General features: G+C 68.0%; 22 protein-coding genes. 13 read left to right on the top strand and 9 right to left on the bottom strand.

Annotated elements, in window-relative coordinates; all coding sequences use genetic code 11:
• Positions 1–840, bottom strand: a complete 840-nt coding sequence (locus LCL61_RS40585) for an NAD-dependent epimerase/dehydratase family protein (RefSeq protein ID WP_340684638.1) — start codon at positions 838–840, stop codon at positions 1–3.
• A 115-nt stretch (positions 841–955) separates the two neighbouring features.
• Here LCL61_RS40585 and LCL61_RS40580 point away from each other — a divergent pair, with 115 nt between their 5' ends.
• Together LCL61_RS40580 and LCL61_RS40575 are read left to right on the top strand one after the other, a co-directional pair.
• The gene (locus LCL61_RS40580; RefSeq protein WP_340684637.1) at positions 956–1,390 is read left to right on the top strand and encodes an Lrp/AsnC family transcriptional regulator; all 435 of its coding nucleotides are present in this window, start codon (positions 956–958) and stop codon (positions 1,388–1,390) included.
• A gap of 108 nt (positions 1,391–1,498) precedes the next feature.
• Positions 1,499–2,353, top strand: a complete 855-nt coding sequence (locus tag LCL61_RS40575) for an esterase/lipase family protein (RefSeq protein WP_340684636.1) — start codon at positions 1,499–1,501, stop codon at positions 2,351–2,353.
• Positions 2,354–2,356: 3 nt separating this feature from the next.
• Here the strand turns inward: LCL61_RS40575 and LCL61_RS40570 are convergent, their stop codons facing one another.
• From LCL61_RS40570 to LCL61_RS40560, 3 genes are all read right to left on the bottom strand, one after another.
• Complete coding sequence (locus LCL61_RS40570) at positions 2,357–3,352, bottom strand: DUF2203 family protein (RefSeq protein ID WP_340684635.1); 996 nt, start codon at positions 3,350–3,352, stop codon at positions 2,357–2,359.
• Between the two features lie 21 nt (positions 3,353–3,373).
• A complete protein-coding gene (locus tag LCL61_RS40565) occupies positions 3,374–3,958 on the bottom strand; it encodes a hypothetical protein (RefSeq protein ID WP_340684634.1) in 585 nt (194 codons plus the stop codon).
• 82 nt (positions 3,959–4,040) lie between these two features.
• Positions 4,041–4,550, bottom strand: coding sequence for a hypothetical protein (locus LCL61_RS40560; RefSeq protein ID WP_340684633.1), 510 nt, complete (start codon positions 4,548–4,550; stop codon positions 4,041–4,043).
• Positions 4,551–4,788: 238 nt separating this feature from the next.
• Between LCL61_RS40560 and LCL61_RS40555 the strand changes: the two genes are divergently transcribed.
• A complete protein-coding gene (locus tag LCL61_RS40555) occupies positions 4,789–6,012 on the top strand; it encodes an NADP-dependent isocitrate dehydrogenase (protein ID WP_340684632.1) in 1,224 nt (407 codons plus the stop codon).
• Between the two features lie 191 nt (positions 6,013–6,203).
• Positions 6,204–6,509 (top strand): SH3 domain-containing protein, encoded by a 306-nt coding sequence (locus LCL61_RS40550; protein WP_340684631.1) that lies wholly within the window; start codon positions 6,204–6,206, stop codon positions 6,507–6,509.
• Positions 6,510–6,612: 103 nt separating this feature from the next.
• Here the strand turns inward: LCL61_RS40550 and LCL61_RS40545 are convergent, their stop codons facing one another.
• A complete protein-coding gene (locus tag LCL61_RS40545; protein WP_340684630.1) occupies positions 6,613–7,356 on the bottom strand; it encodes an MBL fold metallo-hydrolase in 744 nt (247 codons plus the stop codon).
• A 56-nt stretch (positions 7,357–7,412) separates the two neighbouring features.
• Here LCL61_RS40545 and LCL61_RS40540 point away from each other — a divergent pair, with 56 nt between their 5' ends.
• From LCL61_RS40540 to LCL61_RS40530, 3 genes are all read left to right on the top strand, one after another.
• Positions 7,413–8,219: an exodeoxyribonuclease III gene (locus LCL61_RS40540; RefSeq protein WP_340684629.1), complete on the top strand. Its 807-nt coding sequence runs from the start codon at positions 7,413–7,415 to the stop codon at positions 8,217–8,219.
• 267 nt (positions 8,220–8,486) lie between these two features.
• Positions 8,487–8,738 (top strand): HepT-like ribonuclease domain-containing protein, encoded by a 252-nt coding sequence (locus tag LCL61_RS40535; protein WP_340684628.1) that lies wholly within the window; start codon positions 8,487–8,489, stop codon positions 8,736–8,738.
• A gap of 71 nt (positions 8,739–8,809) precedes the next feature.
• Positions 8,810–9,658: a hypothetical protein gene (locus LCL61_RS40530; protein ID WP_340684627.1), complete on the top strand. Its 849-nt coding sequence runs from the start codon at positions 8,810–8,812 to the stop codon at positions 9,656–9,658.
• Here the strand turns inward: LCL61_RS40530 and LCL61_RS40525 are convergent.
• On the bottom strand, positions 9,652–10,152 hold the full coding sequence (locus LCL61_RS40525) for a cupin domain-containing protein (RefSeq protein ID WP_340684626.1): 501 nt from the start codon (positions 10,150–10,152) through the stop codon (positions 9,652–9,654). The genes LCL61_RS40530 and LCL61_RS40525 overlap by 7 nt on opposite strands.
• A gap of 65 nt (positions 10,153–10,217) precedes the next feature.
• Between LCL61_RS40525 and LCL61_RS40520 the strand changes: the two genes are divergently transcribed.
• Positions 10,218–10,718 carry a MarR family transcriptional regulator gene (locus LCL61_RS40520; protein WP_340684625.1) on the top strand — a complete coding sequence of 167 codons (501 nt, stop codon included), beginning with the start codon at positions 10,218–10,220 and terminating at the stop codon, positions 10,716–10,718.
• 231 nt (positions 10,719–10,949) lie between these two features.
• Here the strand turns inward: LCL61_RS40520 and LCL61_RS40515 are convergent, their stop codons facing one another.
• Positions 10,950–11,837, bottom strand: coding sequence for a glycoside hydrolase family 19 protein (locus LCL61_RS40515; RefSeq protein ID WP_340684624.1), 888 nt, complete (start codon positions 11,835–11,837; stop codon positions 10,950–10,952).
• A 398-nt stretch (positions 11,838–12,235) separates the two neighbouring features.
• Between LCL61_RS40515 and LCL61_RS40510 the strand changes: the two genes are divergently transcribed.
• Positions 12,236–12,559: a hypothetical protein gene (locus tag LCL61_RS40510; RefSeq protein WP_340688806.1), complete on the top strand. Its 324-nt coding sequence runs from the start codon at positions 12,236–12,238 to the stop codon at positions 12,557–12,559.
• A 516-nt stretch (positions 12,560–13,075) separates the two neighbouring features.
• On the opposite strand, the gene LCL61_RS40505 is transcribed toward LCL61_RS40510, so the two are convergent.
• Entirely contained in the window at positions 13,076–13,822 is a 747-nt protein-coding gene (locus LCL61_RS40505; RefSeq protein ID WP_340684623.1) for a serine protease, read from the bottom strand.
• A gap of 163 nt (positions 13,823–13,985) precedes the next feature.
• On the opposite strand from LCL61_RS40505, the gene trpS reads away from it, so the two are divergent.
• Both trpS and LCL61_RS40495 read left to right on the top strand, forming a co-directional pair.
• On the top strand, positions 13,986–15,005 hold the full coding sequence (trpS, locus tag LCL61_RS40500) for a tryptophan--tRNA ligase (RefSeq protein WP_340684622.1): 1,020 nt from the start codon (positions 13,986–13,988) through the stop codon (positions 15,003–15,005).
• A gap of 35 nt (positions 15,006–15,040) precedes the next feature.
• Positions 15,041–16,069, top strand: a complete 1,029-nt coding sequence (locus LCL61_RS40495) for a YhjD/YihY/BrkB family envelope integrity protein (RefSeq protein WP_340684621.1) — start codon at positions 15,041–15,043, stop codon at positions 16,067–16,069.
• A gap of 2 nt (positions 16,070–16,071) precedes the next feature.
• Here the strand turns inward: LCL61_RS40495 and LCL61_RS40490 are convergent, their stop codons facing one another.
• On the bottom strand, positions 16,072–17,310 hold the full coding sequence (locus LCL61_RS40490; protein ID WP_340684620.1) for a D-alanyl-D-alanine carboxypeptidase family protein: 1,239 nt from the start codon (positions 17,308–17,310) through the stop codon (positions 16,072–16,074).
• A gap of 43 nt (positions 17,311–17,353) precedes the next feature.
• On the opposite strand from LCL61_RS40490, the gene LCL61_RS40485 reads away from it, so the two are divergent.
• Together LCL61_RS40485 and LCL61_RS40480 are read left to right on the top strand one after the other, a co-directional pair.
• On the top strand, positions 17,354–17,608 hold the full coding sequence (locus LCL61_RS40485; RefSeq protein ID WP_340684619.1) for an SCO4848 family membrane protein: 255 nt from the start codon (positions 17,354–17,356) through the stop codon (positions 17,606–17,608).
• Positions 17,609–17,686: 78 nt separating this feature from the next.
• Positions 17,687–19,099, top strand: a complete 1,413-nt coding sequence (locus LCL61_RS40480; RefSeq protein ID WP_340684618.1) for a S8 family peptidase — start codon at positions 17,687–17,689, stop codon at positions 19,097–19,099.
• Positions 19,100–19,163 lie beyond the last annotated feature (64 nt).

Raw genomic sequence — 19,163 nt, 5'->3', positions numbered from 1 at the left:
TCATCCCTTTCTGGCGTCTTCGATGGCTTCGCCGAGCCAATCGGTGGTGGAGGAGAAGGAAAAGCCGAGGCCGGTCGCGCGCGAGGTGTCCAGGACGGCGTACCGGTCGAAGGAGAACGGCGAGGCGTCCCGCTCGACGACCCGGAACCGGGGCTCGATCGAGATCGCGCGGGCGATGTCCACAGCGGAAAGCCCGCCGTGTGAACCGGCGTTGACCGGACCGGTGAAGTCCGCGAGCGTGGCCCAGGTCAGGAAGTCCGCGATCTCACTCGCGTGGATGAACGTCGACGGCCGCGGTCCCGCGTGGATGTCCACGGCGTCCCCCGCGTCCAGCCGTTCGACGTAATGGCGCAGCCGCCCGGTGAAGTCTTCGCCACCGAGGACGTGCGCGACGCGTACCGAAACGAACGGCGTGTCTCCCGCCGAGAAGACCGCCTCTGCCTGCCGCTTGCCTTCGCCGTACTCGTACTCGGGAAGCCCGAGGTCGACTGTCGCCGGGGTGACCAGCGATTCAGCCATCGGCGTCTCCGTCCGGACCTGGTCGTAGACCTCGATCGTGGACGTCATCACGTAGCGGTCCGTGCGGAGCACACGGCGCGCGATCTCCGCCTGGACCGGCGTGTAGCAGACCTGGTCGAGCACGACGTCGAACGAACGAGAGCCCAGCGCGGCCTTGAGCCCGGCTTCGTCGTCGCGGTCGGCGATCAGGTGGGCGACGCCGGACGGCGCGGGCGTGGAGCCGCGGTTGAGGACGGTGACGTCCATCCCGGCGTCCCGCAGTCGCTCGACCACCCCGCGGCCGAAGTACCGGCTTCCGCCGAGAACGAGCACTTTATTCATGCCCACCAGTGTTACGGTGGCGATCCGGGCACTTGAAGGGGAGAACATGGGTGAATCCGCGGAATCACTGAAAGAATCTCGGTCGAATCGCGGTTTCGCTGAAAGCTCACTGGACGTGATCGACCGGCGACTCCTGGAACTCCTCCAGGAGGAAGGCCGCATCACTCTGAGCGAGCTCGGGCGCCGCGTTTCGCTGAGTCCCGCCGCCGTCGGCGAGCGGGTCAAACGGCTCGAAGCCGACGGCACGATCACCGGTTATGCGGCGCTCGTTTCGCCCGCCGGGATCGGACTGGGGCTGCGGGCGTTCGTGCGGATGGCGCCGCACAGCGGGTTCACCGTCCGCCATCCGCGCACGCGGAAGATCATGGACCGCCCCGAAATCCTCGAGCTGCACCATGTGGTGGGCGAGGACTGCTGGATCCTGAAGATCGCCGTGCGCGACACCACCCACCTGGAGGAGTTGCTGGAGGATCTCTCCGTGCTGGGCGCCACGACGACGTCGATCGTCATGTCCAGCCCGATCGAGAGGCGAGTGCTGCTGCCCTTGTGATCCATCACAAGAGGTGGCGCGTAAGTCTGGTCTTTCTCCCGGTTCCGGCCATCAGTTTGTGACGCAGGATGACTCGCATCACATACTGACGAGTAACCGGAGGCAGGGATGCGGGCTCGGATCCTCACCACGCTTGTCGCGGCTTTGACGTTCACGATCGCCGTCCCGGCGGTGGCGAGCGCGGCGCCGTCGAGCGGTTGGAACGACTGGTCGTGCGAACCGAGCGCGAGCCATCCCGAGCCTGTCGTGCTGGTGCACGGCCTCGGCGGCAACGCGACGACCAACTGGTTCCACCACGCGCCGAAGCTCAAGGACGCCGGTTACTGCGTCTACTCGCTGACCTACGGCTCCACCGTCCTGGGTGGACAGTTGTTCGGCGGGCTCGCCTCCATGCGGAAGAGCGCGGTCGAACTCGGCGCGTTCGTCGACCGCGTGCGCACGAGCACCGGCGCGGACAAGGTCGACATCGTCGGGCATTCCGAGGGCACGACGATGCCCGCGTACTACCTCAAATTCGAGGGAGGCGCGGAGAAGGTGAAGCATTTCGTCGGCTTCGGCTCGAACTTCAAGGGCACGTCGCTCAACGGGTTCTCCGAGCTGGCGAAGGCCGTGCTGTCGCTACCCGGGATCGACCTGCTCGCCGACGGCGTGTGCGGCGCGTGCCGCGAATACCTCGCGCCATCGGCGTTCCTCGACGACCTCGCCCGCGGTGGGGTGAGCGTGCCGGGACCGATGTACACGAGCATCGTGAGCCGGCATGATCGAGTGGTCACGCCGTACACCAGCGGCGTGCTGGACGAGCCGGGCACGACCGACATCGTGTTGCAGGACCGTTGTGGCGCGGACGTTTCCGGGCACCTCAGCCAGGCGATCGACCCGAACGTGACGAGCCTGATCCTCAAGGCGCTCGACCCGGAAGGCGCTCCCGCGCCGAAGTGCGTGCCGTTCTTCGCGCCGCTGTAGACCTCAGGGCCTGGTCGCGTGCACCACGAACACCGACCGGACCCGATCCTCGGACTCGACGTCGAGCCGCTTCACGGTCACCTCGGTGAAGCCGGCTTCGGAGGCCAGTTCCGCCGCGTCGTCCTCGGTTTCCGGCAGCTTCAGGTCGGCGGGGACGATCGCGGCGAACGCCTCCGACGGCCGGAACGCCGACGCGATCGGCAGGCTGAAGCCGACGCGTCCGCCGGGGCGCAGCGCGCGCAGCCAGTCGCGCAGGGCGGCCGCGCCGAGGAAATGCAGCGAAGACGCGCACAGCACGGCGTCCGCGCCTTCGTCCTCCACCGGCGACGGGACCGCGGAAGCCACCTGCCAGGTGATGCGCTTGCCGGGATCGTGCGTCGCCGCCTTCGTCTCGGCCTGGGCGATCATGCCCGGCGAGATGTCGATCGCGAGCACTTCACCCGGCTCCAGCCGCAGCGCGGCGAACGCGGCCACCCCCGTCCCGGTCGCGACGTCGAGAACACGCTCGGGTGCCGTGCAGCCGAGGCCGTCGACGAGCGCGTCGGCGACCAAGCCGTGAAAGGTGTCTTCGTCGTAGCGCGCGGCGATGCCGTCGAACAGCCCGGCCGCGATCTCCTCGCTCACGACCGCGACCTTATCCGGGAGGCGGCGGCGTCCGGCGAAACCCAGGTCGGCGCGGTGGTACCAGGACAGCTCCGCGTCGCCTTCGAGCCAGCAGAGCAGGACGTCGGCGCCGTCGAGTTCGGCGGGGAAGTCGATCAGGAGCGGGGCGAATCCCTTCAGCTCCGCGCCCGTCCGCTGGACGGTGGTCATCAGGTCGTCCAGCCGGGCCTGCGCGGCCTTCCATTCCGGCATTCCGCCGAGCGAGGTCTCCCGGCCGCCCGGGCGCAGGGAAGCGGCGAGCTCGGCCGCGTCGGCGCGGAGACGGACCAGTTCGTCGAGCACGGGGCGTAGCCGGGCGAGCTCGGCGCGGGCTTCGGGAACGGTGAACAAACCCATGTGCCGATGGTCCCAGCCCGCTCAGCGGCGCCGCCGGGCGAGTCTCGACGCGAGGCCCGCGCCGATCAGGAGGAAGCCCGTCGCGAGCAGGCCGCCGATGAAGAGCCAGCTCGTGACGCCGTAGGTGACATCGTTCTGCGGCAACAGTTTCACCAGCCGGAAGCCCCATTCCGGGACCGCGATCGTGGCCACGCCGGGGGCGACACCCCAGACGAGGCCGCCGAGGATCGGGCCGGTCGCCGAGAGCGCGCCGAGCAGCCCAACGGCCAGCAGGAGGATCCCGCCGCCCACGAGCAGGCCGATGCTGAAGACGTCACGCTGGGTGCTGAGCGTCGCCTGGACGAGCATCTGCTGCCGCAGCCCGCCCCAAGCCAGCAGGCCGAGGGCGACCGGCGTCAGGATCAGGCCGCCCGCGCCGCTGAGGACGCGCCGCACGCCTCGGCCCGCGCGCGGGTCTTCGGATCCCAGTTCGTCGTCGAAGGGCTCGTACGGTTCGTACGACTCGACGTCCTCGTACGGCCTCCGGGGATCCTTGGGTTGCTCGTACTCGCCGTACTCCTGGTAGTCCTCGTCGTCGTACTCCGCGACGTACCGGTGCGTTGACATGGGCGGGTCACCTCCCTGCACCGGACTACGGACGCCGGCCCCCTTCGGTTCACTTCGATCTCCGCGGATCGCGTTTAGCCCGCTAAACGCGATTTGAGCGACGCCGCGAGAAGGTGCCGACCAGGCCTGCCCCGATCAACAGGAAACCGCTCCCGACCAGCGCGCCCATCACCAGCCAGGTCACCAGGCCGACGCCGAGGCCGCTGCCGCCGACGTCGTAGACGAGGCTCATGGCATCGCGCGGGCTCAGGAGGAACGCCAGGCCCGGCAGTACTCCCCACAGCAGCCCGCCCAGTACCGGCCCGAGCCCGGACAGCGCCCCGAGGAACGCGACGCCGAGCAGGAGCAGGCCGCCCAGGACCAGGAGGACGATGCCGAGCGGGTCCTCGCTGATGGACAGGGAGCGCGAAAAACCCCGCTGGAGCAGCGAGCCGCCGTAGATCGTCAGGCCGAGCGCGACCGGCGTGAGCAGAACACCGCCGAGCCCGCTGAGCACCCGGGGCGCCGCGCGACTGCTTTGCCTAGGCTGGGCGTAGGGCTCCGGCGCCTGAGGCTGCTCGTACGGAGGCACGGCGTAGGGGTTGGTCGACATGGGATCGCCCTTTCCGGTGGGCCGGCGGAGGAGTGTTGTTCGATGATGACGCGGTCGCCGTCGTTCCCGTGACGGCCGGATGGCCGTCGTACGACCGAGTGACGTCGGACACATTCGCCTCGTGGAGACTTGATACCGACCACTACTGGAACCATCCAGCACCGTTAAGCAGTACGCTTGTACCGCTACCGGAGACTGAAGTAGAACGCGAAGATCCGCGGAAGGAGCACCGCTGCTCATGGCCAAGATCAAGGTCCAGGGCACCGTCGTCGAGCTCGACGGCGATGAGATGACCCGCATCATTTGGCAGTTCATCAAGGACAGGCTGATCCACCCGTACCTGGACGTGAACCTGGAGTACTACGACCTGGGCATCGAGGAGCGGGACCGCACCGACGACCAGATCACCATCGACTCCGCCAACGCGATCAAGAAGCACGGCGTCGGCGTCAAGTGCGCCACGATCACGCCGGACGAGGCGCGCGTCGAAGAATTCGGCCTGAAGAAGATGTGGCTCTCGCCCAACGGGACGATCCGCAACATCCTCGGCGGCGTGATCTTCCGCGAGCCGATCGTCATCCAGAACATCCCGCGCCTGGTGCCGGGCTGGACCAAGCCGATCATCATCGGCCGTCACGCGCACGGTGACCAGTACAAGGCGACCAACTTCAAGGTCCCCGGCCCCGGCACGCTGACGATGACCTACACCCCGGCCGACGGTTCCGAGCCGATGGAGTTCCAGGTCGCGCAGTACCCCGAGGGCGGCGGCGTCGCCATGGGCATGTTCAACTTCCGCAAGTCCATCGAGGACTTCGCGCGCGCCTCGCTGCAGTACGGCCTCGACCGTGAGTACCCGGTCTACATGTCGACCAAGAACACCATCCTGAAGGCCTACGACGGCATGTTCAAGGACGTGTTCGAGGAGATCTACCAGGCGGAGTTCAAGGCCGACTTCGACGCCAAGGGCATCTCCTACGAGCACCGCCTGATCGACGACATGGTCGCCGCGGCGATGAAGTGGGAGGGCGGCTACGTCTGGGCCTGCAAGAACTACGACGGTGACGTGCAGTCCGACACGGTCGCGCAGGGCTTCGGCTCGCTGGGCCTGATGACCTCGGTGCTGCGTACCCCGGACGGCAAGACCGTCGAGGCCGAGGCCGCGCACGGCACGGTGACCCGGCACTACCGCCAGCACCAGCAGGGCAAGCCGACCTCGACCAACCCGATCGCGTCCATCTTCGCGTGGACTCGTGGGCTCGAGCACCGCGGCAAGCTGGACTCGAACCCGGAGCTGATCGGCTTCGCGAACAAGCTGGAGCAGGTCGTCGTCGAGACCGTCGAGAGCGGCAAGATGACCAAGGACCTCGCGCTGCTGATCAGCAAGGACCAGCCGTTCCAGACCACCGAGGAGTTCCTCGCGACGCTGGACGCCAACCTGGCCGAGAAGATCGCCCAGGGCTGAGTCTCGTGAACGCTTGAAGGCCCCCTTCCCTCGCGGAAGGGGGCCTTTTCGCGTGGTGACGGTGGGTAGCCCGTGACCGGCCGGGGTTGGCGCCTCCGGGTGGTTGGCAATCCGGGATCTGGGCGACCGCCCCGGCTTCTGCCACTCTGGACCGGACAGAAAACGATTCCCTTGTTCGAGGAGTGACCATCATGGCCATCTCGAAACCGGTCTTGTTCATCGGCGGCGGACTGGCGCTGATCGTCGTCGTCGCCATCTCGGGGCAGGACAGGGAGTCGAGCGCGTCGAGCCCGACCGGTTGCCAGGTCGTGGTGACGGCCGACGTGCTCAACGCGCGCGACACCCCCGGTGGGCAGAAGATCGTCGGCAAGTACGTCAAGGACACGAAGATCGACGCGCAGCCGGTGGTCGAGAAGGGCTTCCGCAAGATCGCCGAGGGCAAGTGGGTCTCCGCCGAGTTCGCGCCCCCCGTCGAAGGCGCGAAATGCGGCCCGTGACCTGCAGGATCGCGTTTAGCCCGCGAAACGCAAGTGGGCCCTGACCTGGGGGATCGCGTTTAGCCCGCGAAACGCAAGTGGGCCCTGACCTGGGGGATCGCGTTTAGCCCGCGAAACGCAAGTGGGTGCCTTCCTCGGCCGCCAGCACCTCGCCGCTGAACTCCTTCCGCGCTTCGGCCACCGAGATCCCGCGGTCGGAACCGGGCCAGAAGTGGGTCAGCAGCAGCCGCCGGGCACCGCCTCGCTTGGCCCAGTATCCGGCCTCGCCCGCCGTGGACACCAGACGCGGCGTCTCGTCGGGCGACGGCCCCTGAAGCGTGGCGTCGGCGATGAGGAGGTCGGCGTCGCGCGCCAGTTCCGCGAGGATCGGGCTTGGCCCACTGTCGCCGGTGTAGGCGACGGTGAGCCCGGGCGCGGTCAGGCGGACCCCGTAGTTCGGCACATGGTGCGGAAGCAGGAACGTGGTCATCCGGAACGGGCCGACCTCGCGCGGCGGGCCGAGTTCGTACACGTCGAAGATCGTCGTCGGATGCGGTCGCGGTTCCATCGCTTCGAGCCGTCGCACCGTGCCCGGCGTGCAGTGCAGCGGGATCCTCGGCTCGCCCGGCAGCCCATAGGCGCGAGCCCGGCCGAGCGCGCTCACGTCGGCGCAGTGATCGGGATGCTCGTGCGTCACCACCACCGCGTCGACCCGGCCGCCGGGACAGTACTCGAACAGCCGTGACGCGGAGCCGTAGCCGAGGTCGAGCACCACTTTGAAGCCCTCGTGGACCAGGAGGAAGCCGGCGCAGGCCCGGCCAGGTTCCGGCCAGGCGCCGCAGCTGCCCAGCACGGTCAGCTCGCTCATGTGCGCAGTCTCGCAGAGCGAACGCCCTGCCGGTTCTGTCGGACCCCCCGGGTAGCGTGCGACGGGTGCTGACCGTCTCCACTGTGAATGTCAACGGCCTTCGTGCCGCCGCGAAAAAGGGCTTCGTCGAGTGGCTGGGCTCGACGAAGGCCGATGTCGTCGCCTGCCAGGAGGTCCGGGCCGAGCTCAAGGAGCTCCCGGCCGGTGCCGCCGCGCCCGAAGGCTGGCACGTGGTGCACGCGCCGTCGGCGCAGAAGGGGCGTAATGGCGTCATGCTCTTCAGCCGGGCGGAGCCGGAAGAGGTCCGCATCGGTTTCGGCGAGCCCGAATTCGAAGACAGCGGCCGCTACGCCGAGATCCACCTGCCGAATGTCGTGGTCGCGAGCCTGTACCTGCCCAGCGGCGACGTCGGGACCCCGCGTCAGGACGAAAAGGAGCGCTTCATGACGGCGTTCCTGCCGTACCTCGTCGACCTGCGCGCCAAGGCCGAGGCCGGCGGCCGTGAGGTCGTCGTCGTGGGCGACTGGAACATCGCTTACGACAAGATCGACCTGAAGAACTGGCGGGGAAACCAGAAGAGCTCGGGCTTCCTGCCGGAGGAGCGGGAATGGCTCGGCCGCGTGTTCAGCGAGGCCGGCTACGTCGACGTACAGCGCAAGCTCGACCCGGAAGGCCCCGGCCCGTACACCTGGTGGTCGTATCGCGGGAAGGCATTCGACAACGACACCGGCTGGCGCATCGACTGCCAGATCGCCACCCCCGGCCTGGCCGAGCGGTGCACCTCCGTCGTGGTCGAGCGCGCCGACTCCTACGACCGGCGCTGGTCCGACCACGCGCCGGTGACGGCCACCTACTCCGGCTGAGCAGTCGGCAGGCAATTCCGGGTCCCGGCTGTTCGCCGTGACCTCCGGGATCCGGTCAGGCACGAGCAGCTGTAGGTTCGACCTGCAATCCAGCGACGTCGACGTGCTTGTCGAGTTCGATGCTTCGGTCTTAAGGAAGGCCTTGAGCGGGTCCTGGGTCCTCCCGTGGGCCTCGTCAGCGTGACCAGCATTCGCAATCCGTACTTCAAGCAACAGGTGGTGGAGACCCGGGAGCTGCTCTATGCAGCGTGACGCTCGAACCTACCTTTGGGACGCCTTGAGGGCAGCGGACCGCTGAGTGAGTTCAGCAAAGGCGAGGACTTCGATGCCTACCGGTCGAACGCCATGTTGCGCTCGGCGGTCGAGCGCCAGCTCGAAATCGTTGGTGAGGCACTGAACCAGCTGTCCCAAGCGGATGGCGACTTGGCGGCGCAAGTGCCTGACCTCGGGCGTATCGTCGCATTCCGTACCATCCTCATCCATGGTTACGCGACGGTCGAGGAGTTGCAAGACGCGTAGGTCCGACCACGCGCGCCCGTGACGCCGATGTACTCCGGATAGGCTGCACGCCGGGAGAATCGGGGGTCGCGATGGAGACGAACGAAGCCAGGCGCATCGAGGCGACGAACGCCGAGCGCTACGCGATGTCCGGCCAGTACGGGTGGGAGTTCAGCCCGGACGCGCCGAACATGCTGGAACGGTGGACGGTGCTGCCGTTCAACCAGCGCGGCGACAAGCGGATGGCGTTCGGCGCGCTGAGCGGCATGTATCAAGGGCTGCGGTTCAGCGTCTTCGACTACCACCGCCGCCCGACGGTCACGAGCGTGCACACGCGCTGGACCAACAAGAAGGTCAACGAGCTCGACACGATCTCGATCGACACGGTCTGGGCCGTCACCCTGCCCGCGCCGATGCCGAACTTCCAGATCGTGTCGAGCATCGAGTCCGCCTGGGACGTCGAGCAGTATCCGGAGCCCGCCACCGCGGACCGGAAGTTCAACCGCTGGTACAAGCTGATCGACACCGACCCGAACGTCGCGGTCGGCGTGCTGACACCACAGGTCGCCGCCACGATGCGGTCCTTGAAGCTGCACACCTGGTCGCTGGTGGGTGCGGAGCTGGTCTACGTCGAGAATCCGACCTTCGGGCGGACCAAGCCGGATGACGTGCTCTCGACGCTCGGGCGTCTCGCGCAACTCGTGTCGCTGCTGCCGTTCCACCTCGGCGGCGGTCAGCCCGCCCCGCAGCAGCCCCAGTACCCGCGCCAGCCGTATCCGCCGCAGAACCCCGGCTATCCGCAGCAGTACCTGCCTCCGCCGCAGTACGGACAGCAGCCGTACCCGCCGCGGCATCACGGTTATCCGCCGCCGCACTACCCGCCACCGCAGTACCCGCAGCCCGGGTATCCGCCGCCGGGGTACCCGCCGCGCGGCTACTGACGGGACTTCGCGCTCTCCGTCCACACTGGACTCTCGACGAAGTGGTTGTCGAACTTTTCCTGGCTTTCCAAGAGATTCTGGACGGTCGCTTCGCCGTGTCCGACCTTCTCCAGTAGGCGGAAGTAGTCGAACCGTTCCACGCCGGGGATGAACACGATCAGAACGTCCGCCGGCGAGTCGACGGCCGCGCGGAACGCGTGTGTGGTCAGTGGCGGGACGACCAGCATGTCGCCTTCGGAAACGGTGACGATTTCCTCTCCCACAAGGACTTCCAGCCTTCCGCCGAGCATGAAGAACATCTCGGAGGAGCCGGTGTGGTAGTGCGGCGCGGCCCCATCGGCGCCGACGCCTAACCGTGTTCGCGCGCCGCTCATGACTCCGCCTGTGGTCGAGACGTCGGCGAGCAGGGTGACAAGGGTGGGGGCCGCACCGACGGTTTCGGCTTCGGCGGCGCGGACGAGGACGGCTTCACGGGTTTCGATGCGCTGGGTCATGCCCGCGATAGTTCCATCACTGATAGTTCGCTGTCAAACTATCTCCTGTCGAATAGACTGCGTCCGTGGGCGAAGAACGAAACACGGACGCGATCGACGCGGTCGTCGGCGCGTGGCGCCGCGAGCGGCCGGAGCTGGACTTGACCGCGATCGGGGTCGCAGGCCGCCTCGGCCGCGTGGCGATGCTGACCACTCCCAAAGTGGAAGCCGTGTTCGCGAAGCACGGCTTGAAGCAAGGGGAGTTCGACGTGCTCGCGGCGCTCAGGCGATCCGGGAAGCCGTACACGCTGATCCCGTCCGAGCTTTCCGCGACGCTGATGATGTCCAGGGCCGGGATGACCAGCAGGATCGACCGGCTCGAGTCGGCGGGGCTGGTGGAACGGGCGCTGGATCCGGAAGACCGGCGCAGCTTCCGGGTCACGCTGACCGGGCGCGGGTTCGAAGTCGTCGACGCCGCGATGACCGAGCACACGGCGAACGTCGCGAAGCTGCTCGCGCCGCTTGGTGACGACCTCGGCGTCCTGGACGCTTCGCTGCGACGACTGCTGACGTCCCTTGAAAGCTGAAGGGGCCCTTCGCCGCGTCACATGCGGCGGGCACGTTGTCCTTGCTGAAGACCGGCCCGTAGTAGTCCGGGCACACGATGCCGGACTGATGCGTGACGGCCGCGCCACCCGCGGCCGAGGCCTGCAGGACGGCGGCAGTCCCGAGAAAACAGGCCAGCAACNGCACCAGCCAGGCGCGTGAGAAGCGCTTCCGGGGCGCCGCTTCGGGGCCCCTTCAGCACCCTGGATGGATCAGCAGTACAGGTTGCCGCCCGGGCTCACGCCGAGGATGCCGGTGAACTGCTGGTACTTGTTCACGCGGCTCTGCACCTGGGCGGGGTTGCCGCCGTTGCACTCGATGCTGCCGTTGATGCTGCGGATGGTCTCGCCGAAGCCGCGGCTGTTGACCATCGCGTTGTGCGGGGTCATCGTGCCGGGACCGTTCTGGGTCATCCAGTACCAGATGCCGGTCTTCCAAGCGACCGCCGCGTCGTTCTGCACCAGCCACGGGTTGGTCAGCAGTGGCAGGCCCAGCGCGTCGCCGGCGGCCTTGTAGTTGAAGTTCCAGCTCAGCTGGATCGTGCCGCGGCCGTAGTACGCGGCGTTGCCCGCCGGGCAGCCGTAGGACTGGCTCGTGTCGCAGTAGTGCGGGTAGTTGGCCTCGTTCTGTTCGACGATGTGGACCAGGCCGCCGGTCTCGTGGCTGACGTTCGCCAGGAAGGCCGCCGCTTCCTGCTTCTTCACGGTGTCGCTGCCCGTGCCCGCGAAGGCCGGGTATGCGCTTAGGGCGGTGACCAGGCCGTTGTAGGTGTAGAAGGGGTTCCGGCTCGGGAACATCTGGTTGAACTGGGCCTCGCTGACCACGAAGCCGGACGGGTTCGGCGGGTTGGTCGTGCCGCCACCGCAGGTGCCCTGATCGGCCCAGACCTGCGCGCTACCAGGGGTTTCGTTCTGCGTCCACCACTTCGCGGACCAGTTGTGCCCATTGTGGGAGGCGGTGTTGCCGCCCCAGTAGACCGAGCTCGCGTTCCACGGCGCCACGCAGTCCGCGGCGGAGGCGGACTGGGCCGGGACGACCACGGCGACCGTGGTGGCGGCGAAAGTGGCGGCGACCGCCGCGAGAATACGTCGAAGAGACATCGGTGGCTCCTTCGTACGAGGGGACCATGCAGGGAGATTGGTCTATACCTTTTAAGGGGTATGGCCAACAGGTATAGACCATTACGGACAAGAAACCAACCGCGGAAAGCCGGATACCGCCTGTTCGGCCGCGTGTGACAGTCGAATGGTCCAACCCTGTCCGGTTTTGTCAGAAACCGATCTCGAGCTCGACAACTCTGAGAAGAGGGGTGCTCGAAACATCCCCCCTGTGAGGGGCTAGTCTCGTGCCCCGAGTTGATCAGAACTCACAGGTCTTGACACGCTCGGTAGTTTTTTGACCAGCAGCCTGGAAATGCTCACTCGTTCGGGTTAGCGTTCCGGTTCGGCAAAGTCACGTCACGGGAGGCACTCCGGTGCGGAACCCAGTTCATCTCCTGGTGCGATCGGCCATGCCCGCGGCTAGGGCCGCGGCGGTCGTCGCGATCCCGGTCGCGCTGCTCGTCGCGGGCGCGGTACCGGCATCGGCCGCGGACACGACGTCGCGGTCGGAGATGGCGTTCGGTCTTCTGGGCCCGGTCGGCTTGATCGCCGTCGCGCTCGGCGTCGTCGGGATGGCCTTCGGGGTGTTCCGCCAGCGCCGGAAGGCCCGCGCGGCCGCCGCCCCCGCTCCCGCCCCGGCGCAGCCCGCCACCCCGCACGTCGCCGCGATGGCCGAAGCCGTGCTCGCGGACGACGCCCTCACTCGCCAGCAGCGCCCCTGACCTGCGCCTCCCGGCCCCGGATCGCGATTAGGGGGCTAAACGCAGGTCGGTGCCCTGGGCCTGGCGGATCGCGATTAGCCCGCTAAAGGCAGGTCGGTGCCGGGACGAGGCAGATCGCGATTAGGGGGCTAAACGCAGGTCGGCGGATTTCTTGGGTAGGTACACCTAGTCCGGCCCGGATTGTTTAGCCGCTCGCTGATCGCCACGCTCGGGTCCATGACGGTGACACGGCGTCGCAGCCGGCCCGGTGACCCCTTCCCCCGCGCCCTGGACCGGGCGATCACGGACAGCGGCCTCGGTCTCGACCGGATCCGGCACCGGCTCGCCCTGGAGGGTGTCCGGGTCAGCGTCGCGACCTTGAGCTACTGGCGGACAGGAAGAAGCCGCCCCGAGCGATGCGACTCCCTGAAGGCGGTCGCGCTGCTGGAGCGGCTCTTCGAACTTCCGCACGGTTCCTTGCTGAACCGGCTGGGCCCGCGTCGCCCCCGGGGGCGGTGGGGCGACGCGGGGACCGGATCAGACGCCGGAGTTGGTGCGGATCCAGCTGCGGAAGTAGGGGACGTCCACGTAGATCGACGGCCCGGTCGCGCAGGTGCTGCTGTTGTTCCCGGCGCGGCTGGTGGCGCCGACCAGCTGCCAGACACCGCTGACCTGCTTGACCTGCGGGCCGCCCGAGTCGCCGTAGCAGGCACCCGAGTTGCCGTTGGGGTTGTTGGTGCAGATCTCGCTGGCGCCGTTGATGCCGAGGCACCGGCTGTCGGAGACGATCGAGGTGTTCAGCTCCTGGAGGTTGATCGGGGCGCCACAACCACCGCGGACGGGGCAGGTCTGGCCCCAGCCGATGATCCGCGTCGCGGTGCCAACGGCCCCGGACGCGTCGGCGATCGTGACCGGCGCCTGCGGCACCGCCGTCGAGAGACGCAGCAGCGCCAGGTCGGCGCTCGGGTGGGCGATGCGCTGGGCCACGCGGGCGACGGTGCCGCCGCTGGTGCGGTTCGTGGTGCCGACGCGCACCTGGTACGGCGTGCCGCAGTGCGCCGCGGTGACCACCCAGGTCGAGCTGATCAGTGAGCCACCACACTGGTGGCCGCCGGAGCTCGACTGCTGGGACACCATGAACGAGTAGACCTGGGTCGCGTTGCCGCCGCCGACGATGTTCGGCTGGACGCCTCCGGTGGGCTCGGCCGCCGCCGCGACGCCGGAAAGCGAGAAGACGGCCGCGGCCGCCATGGCCAAGCCCATCAGTAGGGATCGTGCCTTCATCTGGGTTCTCCTTCGGTGTGGCCGGAAGATCCGGTGCCTTGAACGCTAGGAATCGGGCACCGTGCCCAGAACCGTCGGAAGTATGTGGCGTTTAACCGTTTAGACCGTTCGGCCGGGGCGAGGCCGAATGACCCGCCGCGGCGTGGCCTGAGAGAATCCGGGCGTGTCCGACGAACAGAAGCGCCCGCGCGTGCTCTCCGGGATCCAGCCGACCGCCGACTCGTTCCACCTGGGCAACTACCTGGGTGCGCTGCGGCAATGGGTGCGGCTGCAGGACACCCATGACACCTTCTACATGGTCGTCGACCTGCACGCGATCACCGTCGAGCAGGATCCGAAGGTGCTGCGCGATCGCACGCGCCGCTCGGCCGCGCAGCTGCTCGCGCTCGGGGTCGACCCGGCCCGCAGCGCGCTGTTCGTCCAGAGCCACGTGCCCGAGCACGCCCAGCTGGGCTGGGTGCTGGAGTGCCAGACCGGGTTCGGCGAAGCGAGCCGGATGACGCAGTTCAAGGACAAGGCCGCGAAGCAGGGCACCGATCGCGCCAGTGTCGGCCTGTTCACGTACCCGGTCCTGCAGGCCGCCGACATCCTGCTGTACCAGGCGAACGAGGTCCCCGTCGGCGAGGACCAGCGGCAGCACCTGGAGCTGACGCGCAACCTCGCGCAGCGGTTCAACAACCGCTACGGCAAGACGTTCACCGTGCCGGAGCCGCATATCGTCAAGGACACGGCGAAGATCTACGACCTGCAGGACCCGACCGCGAAGATGAGCAAGTCCTCGTCGACCGGCAACGGCCTCATCGAGCTGCTCGAAGAACCGAAGAAGTCGGCGAAGAAGGTGCGCTCGGCGGTCACGGACACCGGCCGCGAGATCGTCTTCGACGCCGAGAACAAGCCGGGCGTCTCGAACCTGCTGACGATCCTCTCCGCGCTGACCGACCAGCCGGTCGCCGAACTCGAGAACTCGTACGAGGGCAAGGGTTACGGTGACCTGAAGAAGGGTGTCGCGGAGGCGTTCGTCGACTGGGTCACGCCGGTGCAGGAACGCGTCCAGTCCTATCTGGACGACGTCGCCGAGCTCGACAAGGCCTTGGCGCTCGGTGCGGAACGGGCCAGGGAAGTCGCTTCGGTGACGTTGCGGAACGTCTACGAGAACATCGGGTTCCTTCCCCCGGCGGGCTGATTCGCGCTGCGATGTCGTCGCGGTGTGGTTAGCGTTTGACGGTGGCGAATGATGACGGCGCGAAGCCGGAACAGGACAAGCTGTTACCGCGCCTGAGGCGGAAGTACGGCTGGCTCGATCACCTCATCCGGGCGAACGACGCCTTCACCGAGCGCTACGGCAATCACTATGCCGCCGCCATCACCTACTTCAGCGTGCTTTCGGTGATCCCGATCTTGATGGTCGCCTTCGCGATCATCAAGATCGTGCTCGCCGGTGACCAGGTGGTGACGAACCAGCTCGTCGACGGCATCAAGAAGTCCGTCCCGGAAGGGCTGAGCGACCTCGTCGGCAGCATCATCAAGGCGGCGCTGGACTCCGGCGGCGGTATCGGGATCTTCGGGCTGCTGCTCGCCCTGTACTCGGGGGTCGGCTGGATGTCGAACCTGCGTGACGCGCTGACCGCCCAATGGGGGCAGGAAAAGCAGAAGCTCCCGCTGGTTTCGACCACCATCAAGGATCTGCTGTCCCTCGTCGGGCTCGGGGTCGCGCTGGTGATCTCGTTCGGGCTCACCGCCGCGGGCAGCGGCGTCGGGCGGTTCCTGCTCGAACTGGTCGGCCTCGAGAACCAGGGCTGGGCCGTGTTCCTGTTGAAGGCCGCGACGATCCTGCTCGGCCTGCTCGCGAACACCCTGGTCTTCCTGTGGGTCATCGCGAGGCTTCCGCGTGAGCATGTCGCGCTGCGCAGCGCGGTCAAAGGCGCGATCTTCGCCGCGGTCGGTTTCGTCGTGCTCCAGCAGGCCGCGACCGTTTACCTCGGCAGCGTCACGAAATCACCGGCGTTCACGTTGTTCGGCCCGGTGATCGGCCTGCTCGTGTTCGCGAACCTCGTTTCGCGGTTCCTACTGTTCGTCACCGCGTGGACGGCGACGGCGAAGGAGAACCTGAAGACGGTCATCGAGCCGCCTGCCCCGGTGCTGATCCACCCGCGGGTGACCGTTCAGCAGGGGCCGGGGCTCGGCGCCGTCGGCGGGGCTTTCGCGACCGGCGCGCTCCTGGGCTGGTTCGGCCGTCGCAAGTCCTGACGTTATTCGCCGGCCATGGCCTTCTTGCGCTGGTGGCCGACGACGAACGACGCCACGATGATCAGGAAGACGACCAGCGTGATGATCCAGCCCGTCACGCCGAACGGGTCTTCGGCCGCGGCCGCCGCTCCGCTGTTCGCCGCGCCATCGGCGTTCGGCGCGGCGTTGGCCGGGTCCGCGTTCACCGTTTCCGGTGACCGGTATTCGATGCGTCCCACCGATTCGGCCTTGGACTCGCGTAGCGCGATGCCGTAGTCGAGGAGCTTCGCGGCCTGCTCGGTGACCCGGGTCGGACGCTGCTCGGCGCGCAGCATCACGACCCCGACCCGGTGACCGTTCTGGACCGCGCTGCCGGCGTAGGTGTGGCGCGCGTCGTCGGTGAAGCCGGTCTTCCCGCCGGTGAACCCGGGATAGCTGCCGAGGAGCTTGTTGTCGTTGTAGATCGTGACGACCGGTTTTCCCGCGGTGGCCGGGACTTCGAAGCTCTTGGTCTTGACCACCTTGGCGAATTCGGGGTTCTTCATCGCGTAGTGGAAGATCAGGCTCATGTCGTAGGCGGAGGTCGACATACCGGGGCCGTCGAGCCCGGACGGTGTGGCGGCCCGGGTGTCCGTGGCACCGATACGGGTGGCCAGTGCGTTCATCTTCGCGAGGGTCGCGTCCAGGCCGCCGAGCACGGTGGAGAGCGCGTGCGCCGCGTCGTTGCCCGAGTGCATCAGCAGGCCGTGCAACAGTTGGTCCACTGTGTACTGACCGCCCGCGGCGATGCCCATGCAGGTGCACTCCTGCTCGGCGTCCTCCTTGGTCGGCACGACGATCTTGGCGGGCGGGAGTTCGGTGACCACGACCAGCCCGAGCAGGACCTTGATCAGCGACGCCGGCCGCTGACGGGCGTGCGGATCCTTCGCCGCGATGACGTCGCCGGTGTCGAGATCCTGCAGCACCCACGACGCGGAGGTGTTCCCCTCGGGCGGGTTCAGCGCGCGCTTCGGGAGCACGAGCCCGCATTCGGCCATCCGTTCGCCGCCCACCGGAACCGGCGGCACCGGCAGCGGCGCCGGAGCGGCCTCGCCGGGGCGCGGTTTCTCGGAGGTGTCGACGGGCGGGGGAGGCGTCACCTTGTTCGCGCACGGCTGCGCCTGGGCTGGTGGCTTCGGGGCGGCTGTGGCCACCGGCGTCACCGCGAGGGCGAGCACACCGGAAACGAGGACCAGGAGCAACCGGGAGATAGCGCTGTGCACCCGAGCAATGTAGCGTCGCCGGGCTCGCTGCATACTCAGGGGCATGCGCATTTCGCGAGGTACTTCGATGTTCCTGCTGGGTTTCGGCGTGTGGTCGTGGATCATCTGGATCACGTTCGCCAAGAACCTCTGGGACAGTGACCGCGCCTGGGCCGCGGACGGCTCGCCCACCGCCTACTTCATCGTGCACGCCGTGCTGACGGTCGTCTCGTTCGTGCTCGGCACCATCATCGGGCTCATCGGTCTGCGCACGCTGCGTGGCGCCAAGTCACGGGGCGCTGAAAAGGCTGACGCCTGATCAGGTTTGTCGTCCTTTTGACGGTGGTGGCCGGCCTTCGGCTCCCTTACGTTCACTCCACCGAATCATGGAGGTGGAATGTCCCGGATCAGACGCCTGCTCGTCCCCGCGCTCGTCGCGGCGGCGGCGGGAAGCGTGTTCGCGGCTCCGTCGGCGAGCGCCGCGCCCGCGCCGCAGTGCGACACCGCGAGCGCCCCGTTCAACTACGTGGTGCTCTACGACCCGCGCACCCCGGAGCGCAAGGTCGACAACGAGCTGCGCGCCAAGTGCGGCGAGAAGGTCGCGTACTACCCGGAGATCGGGGTCGCGGTCGCGACCTCCCGCAACGCCGACTTCCAGGCGAAGATCGGCGTCTTCCGCGCCTACTCGGGCGGCCGTGACGTCGCGTTCCCGCCCGCGGCCACCACCCGCTCGACCCGCTCCGCCGTGGTCGACACCAAGGAAAACGAAGAGACCACCAGCGTCGCCGTCGAAGAGGACCTGTCGGCCCAGCAGTGGGACATGCGGGCGATCCAGGCTCCCGAGGCGAACAAGATCTCCGGTGGCAGCCGGTCGGTGACCGTCGGCGTGCTGGACTCGGGCATCGAGCCCACCCACCCCGCGCTGAAGGCGGCCCTCGACCCGAAGGTGTCGGCAGGCTGCAACAGCGGCGCGCCCGACACCACGCCCGCCGCCTGGGCACCCACGAACTCCGACCACGGCACGCACGTCGCCGGCACGATCGCGGGCAAGGACGCCGCACGCGGCTTCACCGGTGTCGCGCCCGGCGTCAAGCTGGCGTCGGTGAAGGTCGTGAACGACGACGGCCTGATCCTCCCCGAGGCCGCGGTGTGCGGGTTCATGTGGGCGGCGAAGCACCGCTTCCCGGTCACGAACAACAGCTACTACATCGACCCGGGCATGTTCTACTGCTCGAAGGAGCCGGGCGACGCGGCCGCGTACGAGGCCGTCCGCCGCGCGGTGGTCTACTCGACCGGCCGTGGCGTGCTGAACGTCGCCGCCGCCGGCAACAGCGGTTTCGACCCGGACAAGCAGACCACCGACCCGAACCGTCCTCACCCGGTCGACGAGAGCTGCGGCATCCTGCCCAAGGCCATCGACGGCGTCGTCAACGTCTCGGCCATCGGCTACGCGGGCACGAAGTCGTCGTACAGCAACTACGGTGACGACGTTTCGGTCACCGCCCCCGGTGGCGACCGCGCCCAGCTGCCGCCCACCGGACAGGGGGTCGGCTGCCCGCTGTCGACCATCTTCAACGGCGGCTACGGCGCCAAGTGCGGCACCTCGATGGCGTCTCCGCACGTCGCCGGTGTCGCCGCGCTGCTGGCGTCCCGTTTCCGGCACGCTCCGCCCGCGGCGCTGAGGTGGCTGCTCGAACACCAGGCGGACACGGTTCCCTGCGGAACCGCGGCGCCGGTCTGTGAAGGTCCGGACAAGGACAACTCGTACTACGGTCACGGCCGCGTCAACGCTCTGGACGCGGTGAAGTAGTTTTCGCGCGATCGCCGGGGCCGGTCCACGTTCGTGGCTCGGCCCCGGTTTCGTTTTCCTGGCC

The sequence above is a fragment of the Amycolatopsis coloradensis genome, from assembly GCF_037997115.1.
Classification (GTDB): domain Bacteria; phylum Actinomycetota; class Actinomycetes; order Mycobacteriales; family Pseudonocardiaceae; genus Amycolatopsis; species Amycolatopsis coloradensis_A.
This window is presented reverse-complemented; position numbering and strand designations above follow the sequence as displayed.

Coding starts and splice junctions, on each gene's coding strand:
- LCL61_RS40565 (WP_340684634.1), bottom strand. CDS start 3,958: ATGTCAACGCACCGGTACGTCGCGGAGTACGACGACGAGGACTACCAG.
- LCL61_RS40530 (WP_340684627.1), top strand. CDS start 8,810: ATGGAGACGAACGAAGCCAGGCGCATCGAGGCGACGAACGCCGAGCGC.
- LCL61_RS40570 (WP_340684635.1), bottom strand. CDS start 3,352: ATGGGTTTGTTCACCGTTCCCGAAGCCCGCGCCGAGCTCGCCCGGCTA.
- LCL61_RS40560 (WP_340684633.1), bottom strand. CDS start 4,550: ATGTCGACCAACCCCTACGCCGTGCCTCCGTACGAGCAGCCTCAGGCG.
- LCL61_RS40505 (WP_340684623.1), bottom strand. CDS start 13,822: ATGAAGGCACGATCCCTACTGATGGGCTTGGCCATGGCGGCCGCGGCC.
- LCL61_RS40555 (WP_340684632.1), top strand. CDS start 4,789: ATGGCCAAGATCAAGGTCCAGGGCACCGTCGTCGAGCTCGACGGCGAT.
- LCL61_RS40550 (WP_340684631.1), top strand. CDS start 6,204: ATGGCCATCTCGAAACCGGTCTTGTTCATCGGCGGCGGACTGGCGCTG.
- LCL61_RS40485 (WP_340684619.1), top strand. CDS start 17,354: ATGCGCATTTCGCGAGGTACTTCGATGTTCCTGCTGGGTTTCGGCGTG.
- LCL61_RS40515 (WP_340684624.1), bottom strand. CDS start 11,837: ATGTCTCTTCGACGTATTCTCGCGGCGGTCGCCGCCACTTTCGCCGCC.
- LCL61_RS40585 (WP_340684638.1), bottom strand. CDS start 840: ATGAATAAAGTGCTCGTTCTCGGCGGAAGCCGGTACTTCGGCCGCGGG.
- LCL61_RS40545 (WP_340684630.1), bottom strand. CDS start 7,356: ATGAGCGAGCTGACCGTGCTGGGCAGCTGCGGCGCCTGGCCGGAACCT.
- LCL61_RS40575 (WP_340684636.1), top strand. CDS start 1,499: ATGCGGGCTCGGATCCTCACCACGCTTGTCGCGGCTTTGACGTTCACG.
- LCL61_RS40525 (WP_340684626.1), bottom strand. CDS start 10,152: ATGACCCAGCGCATCGAAACCCGTGAAGCCGTCCTCGTCCGCGCCGCC.
- LCL61_RS40480 (WP_340684618.1), top strand. CDS start 17,687: ATGTCCCGGATCAGACGCCTGCTCGTCCCCGCGCTCGTCGCGGCGGCG.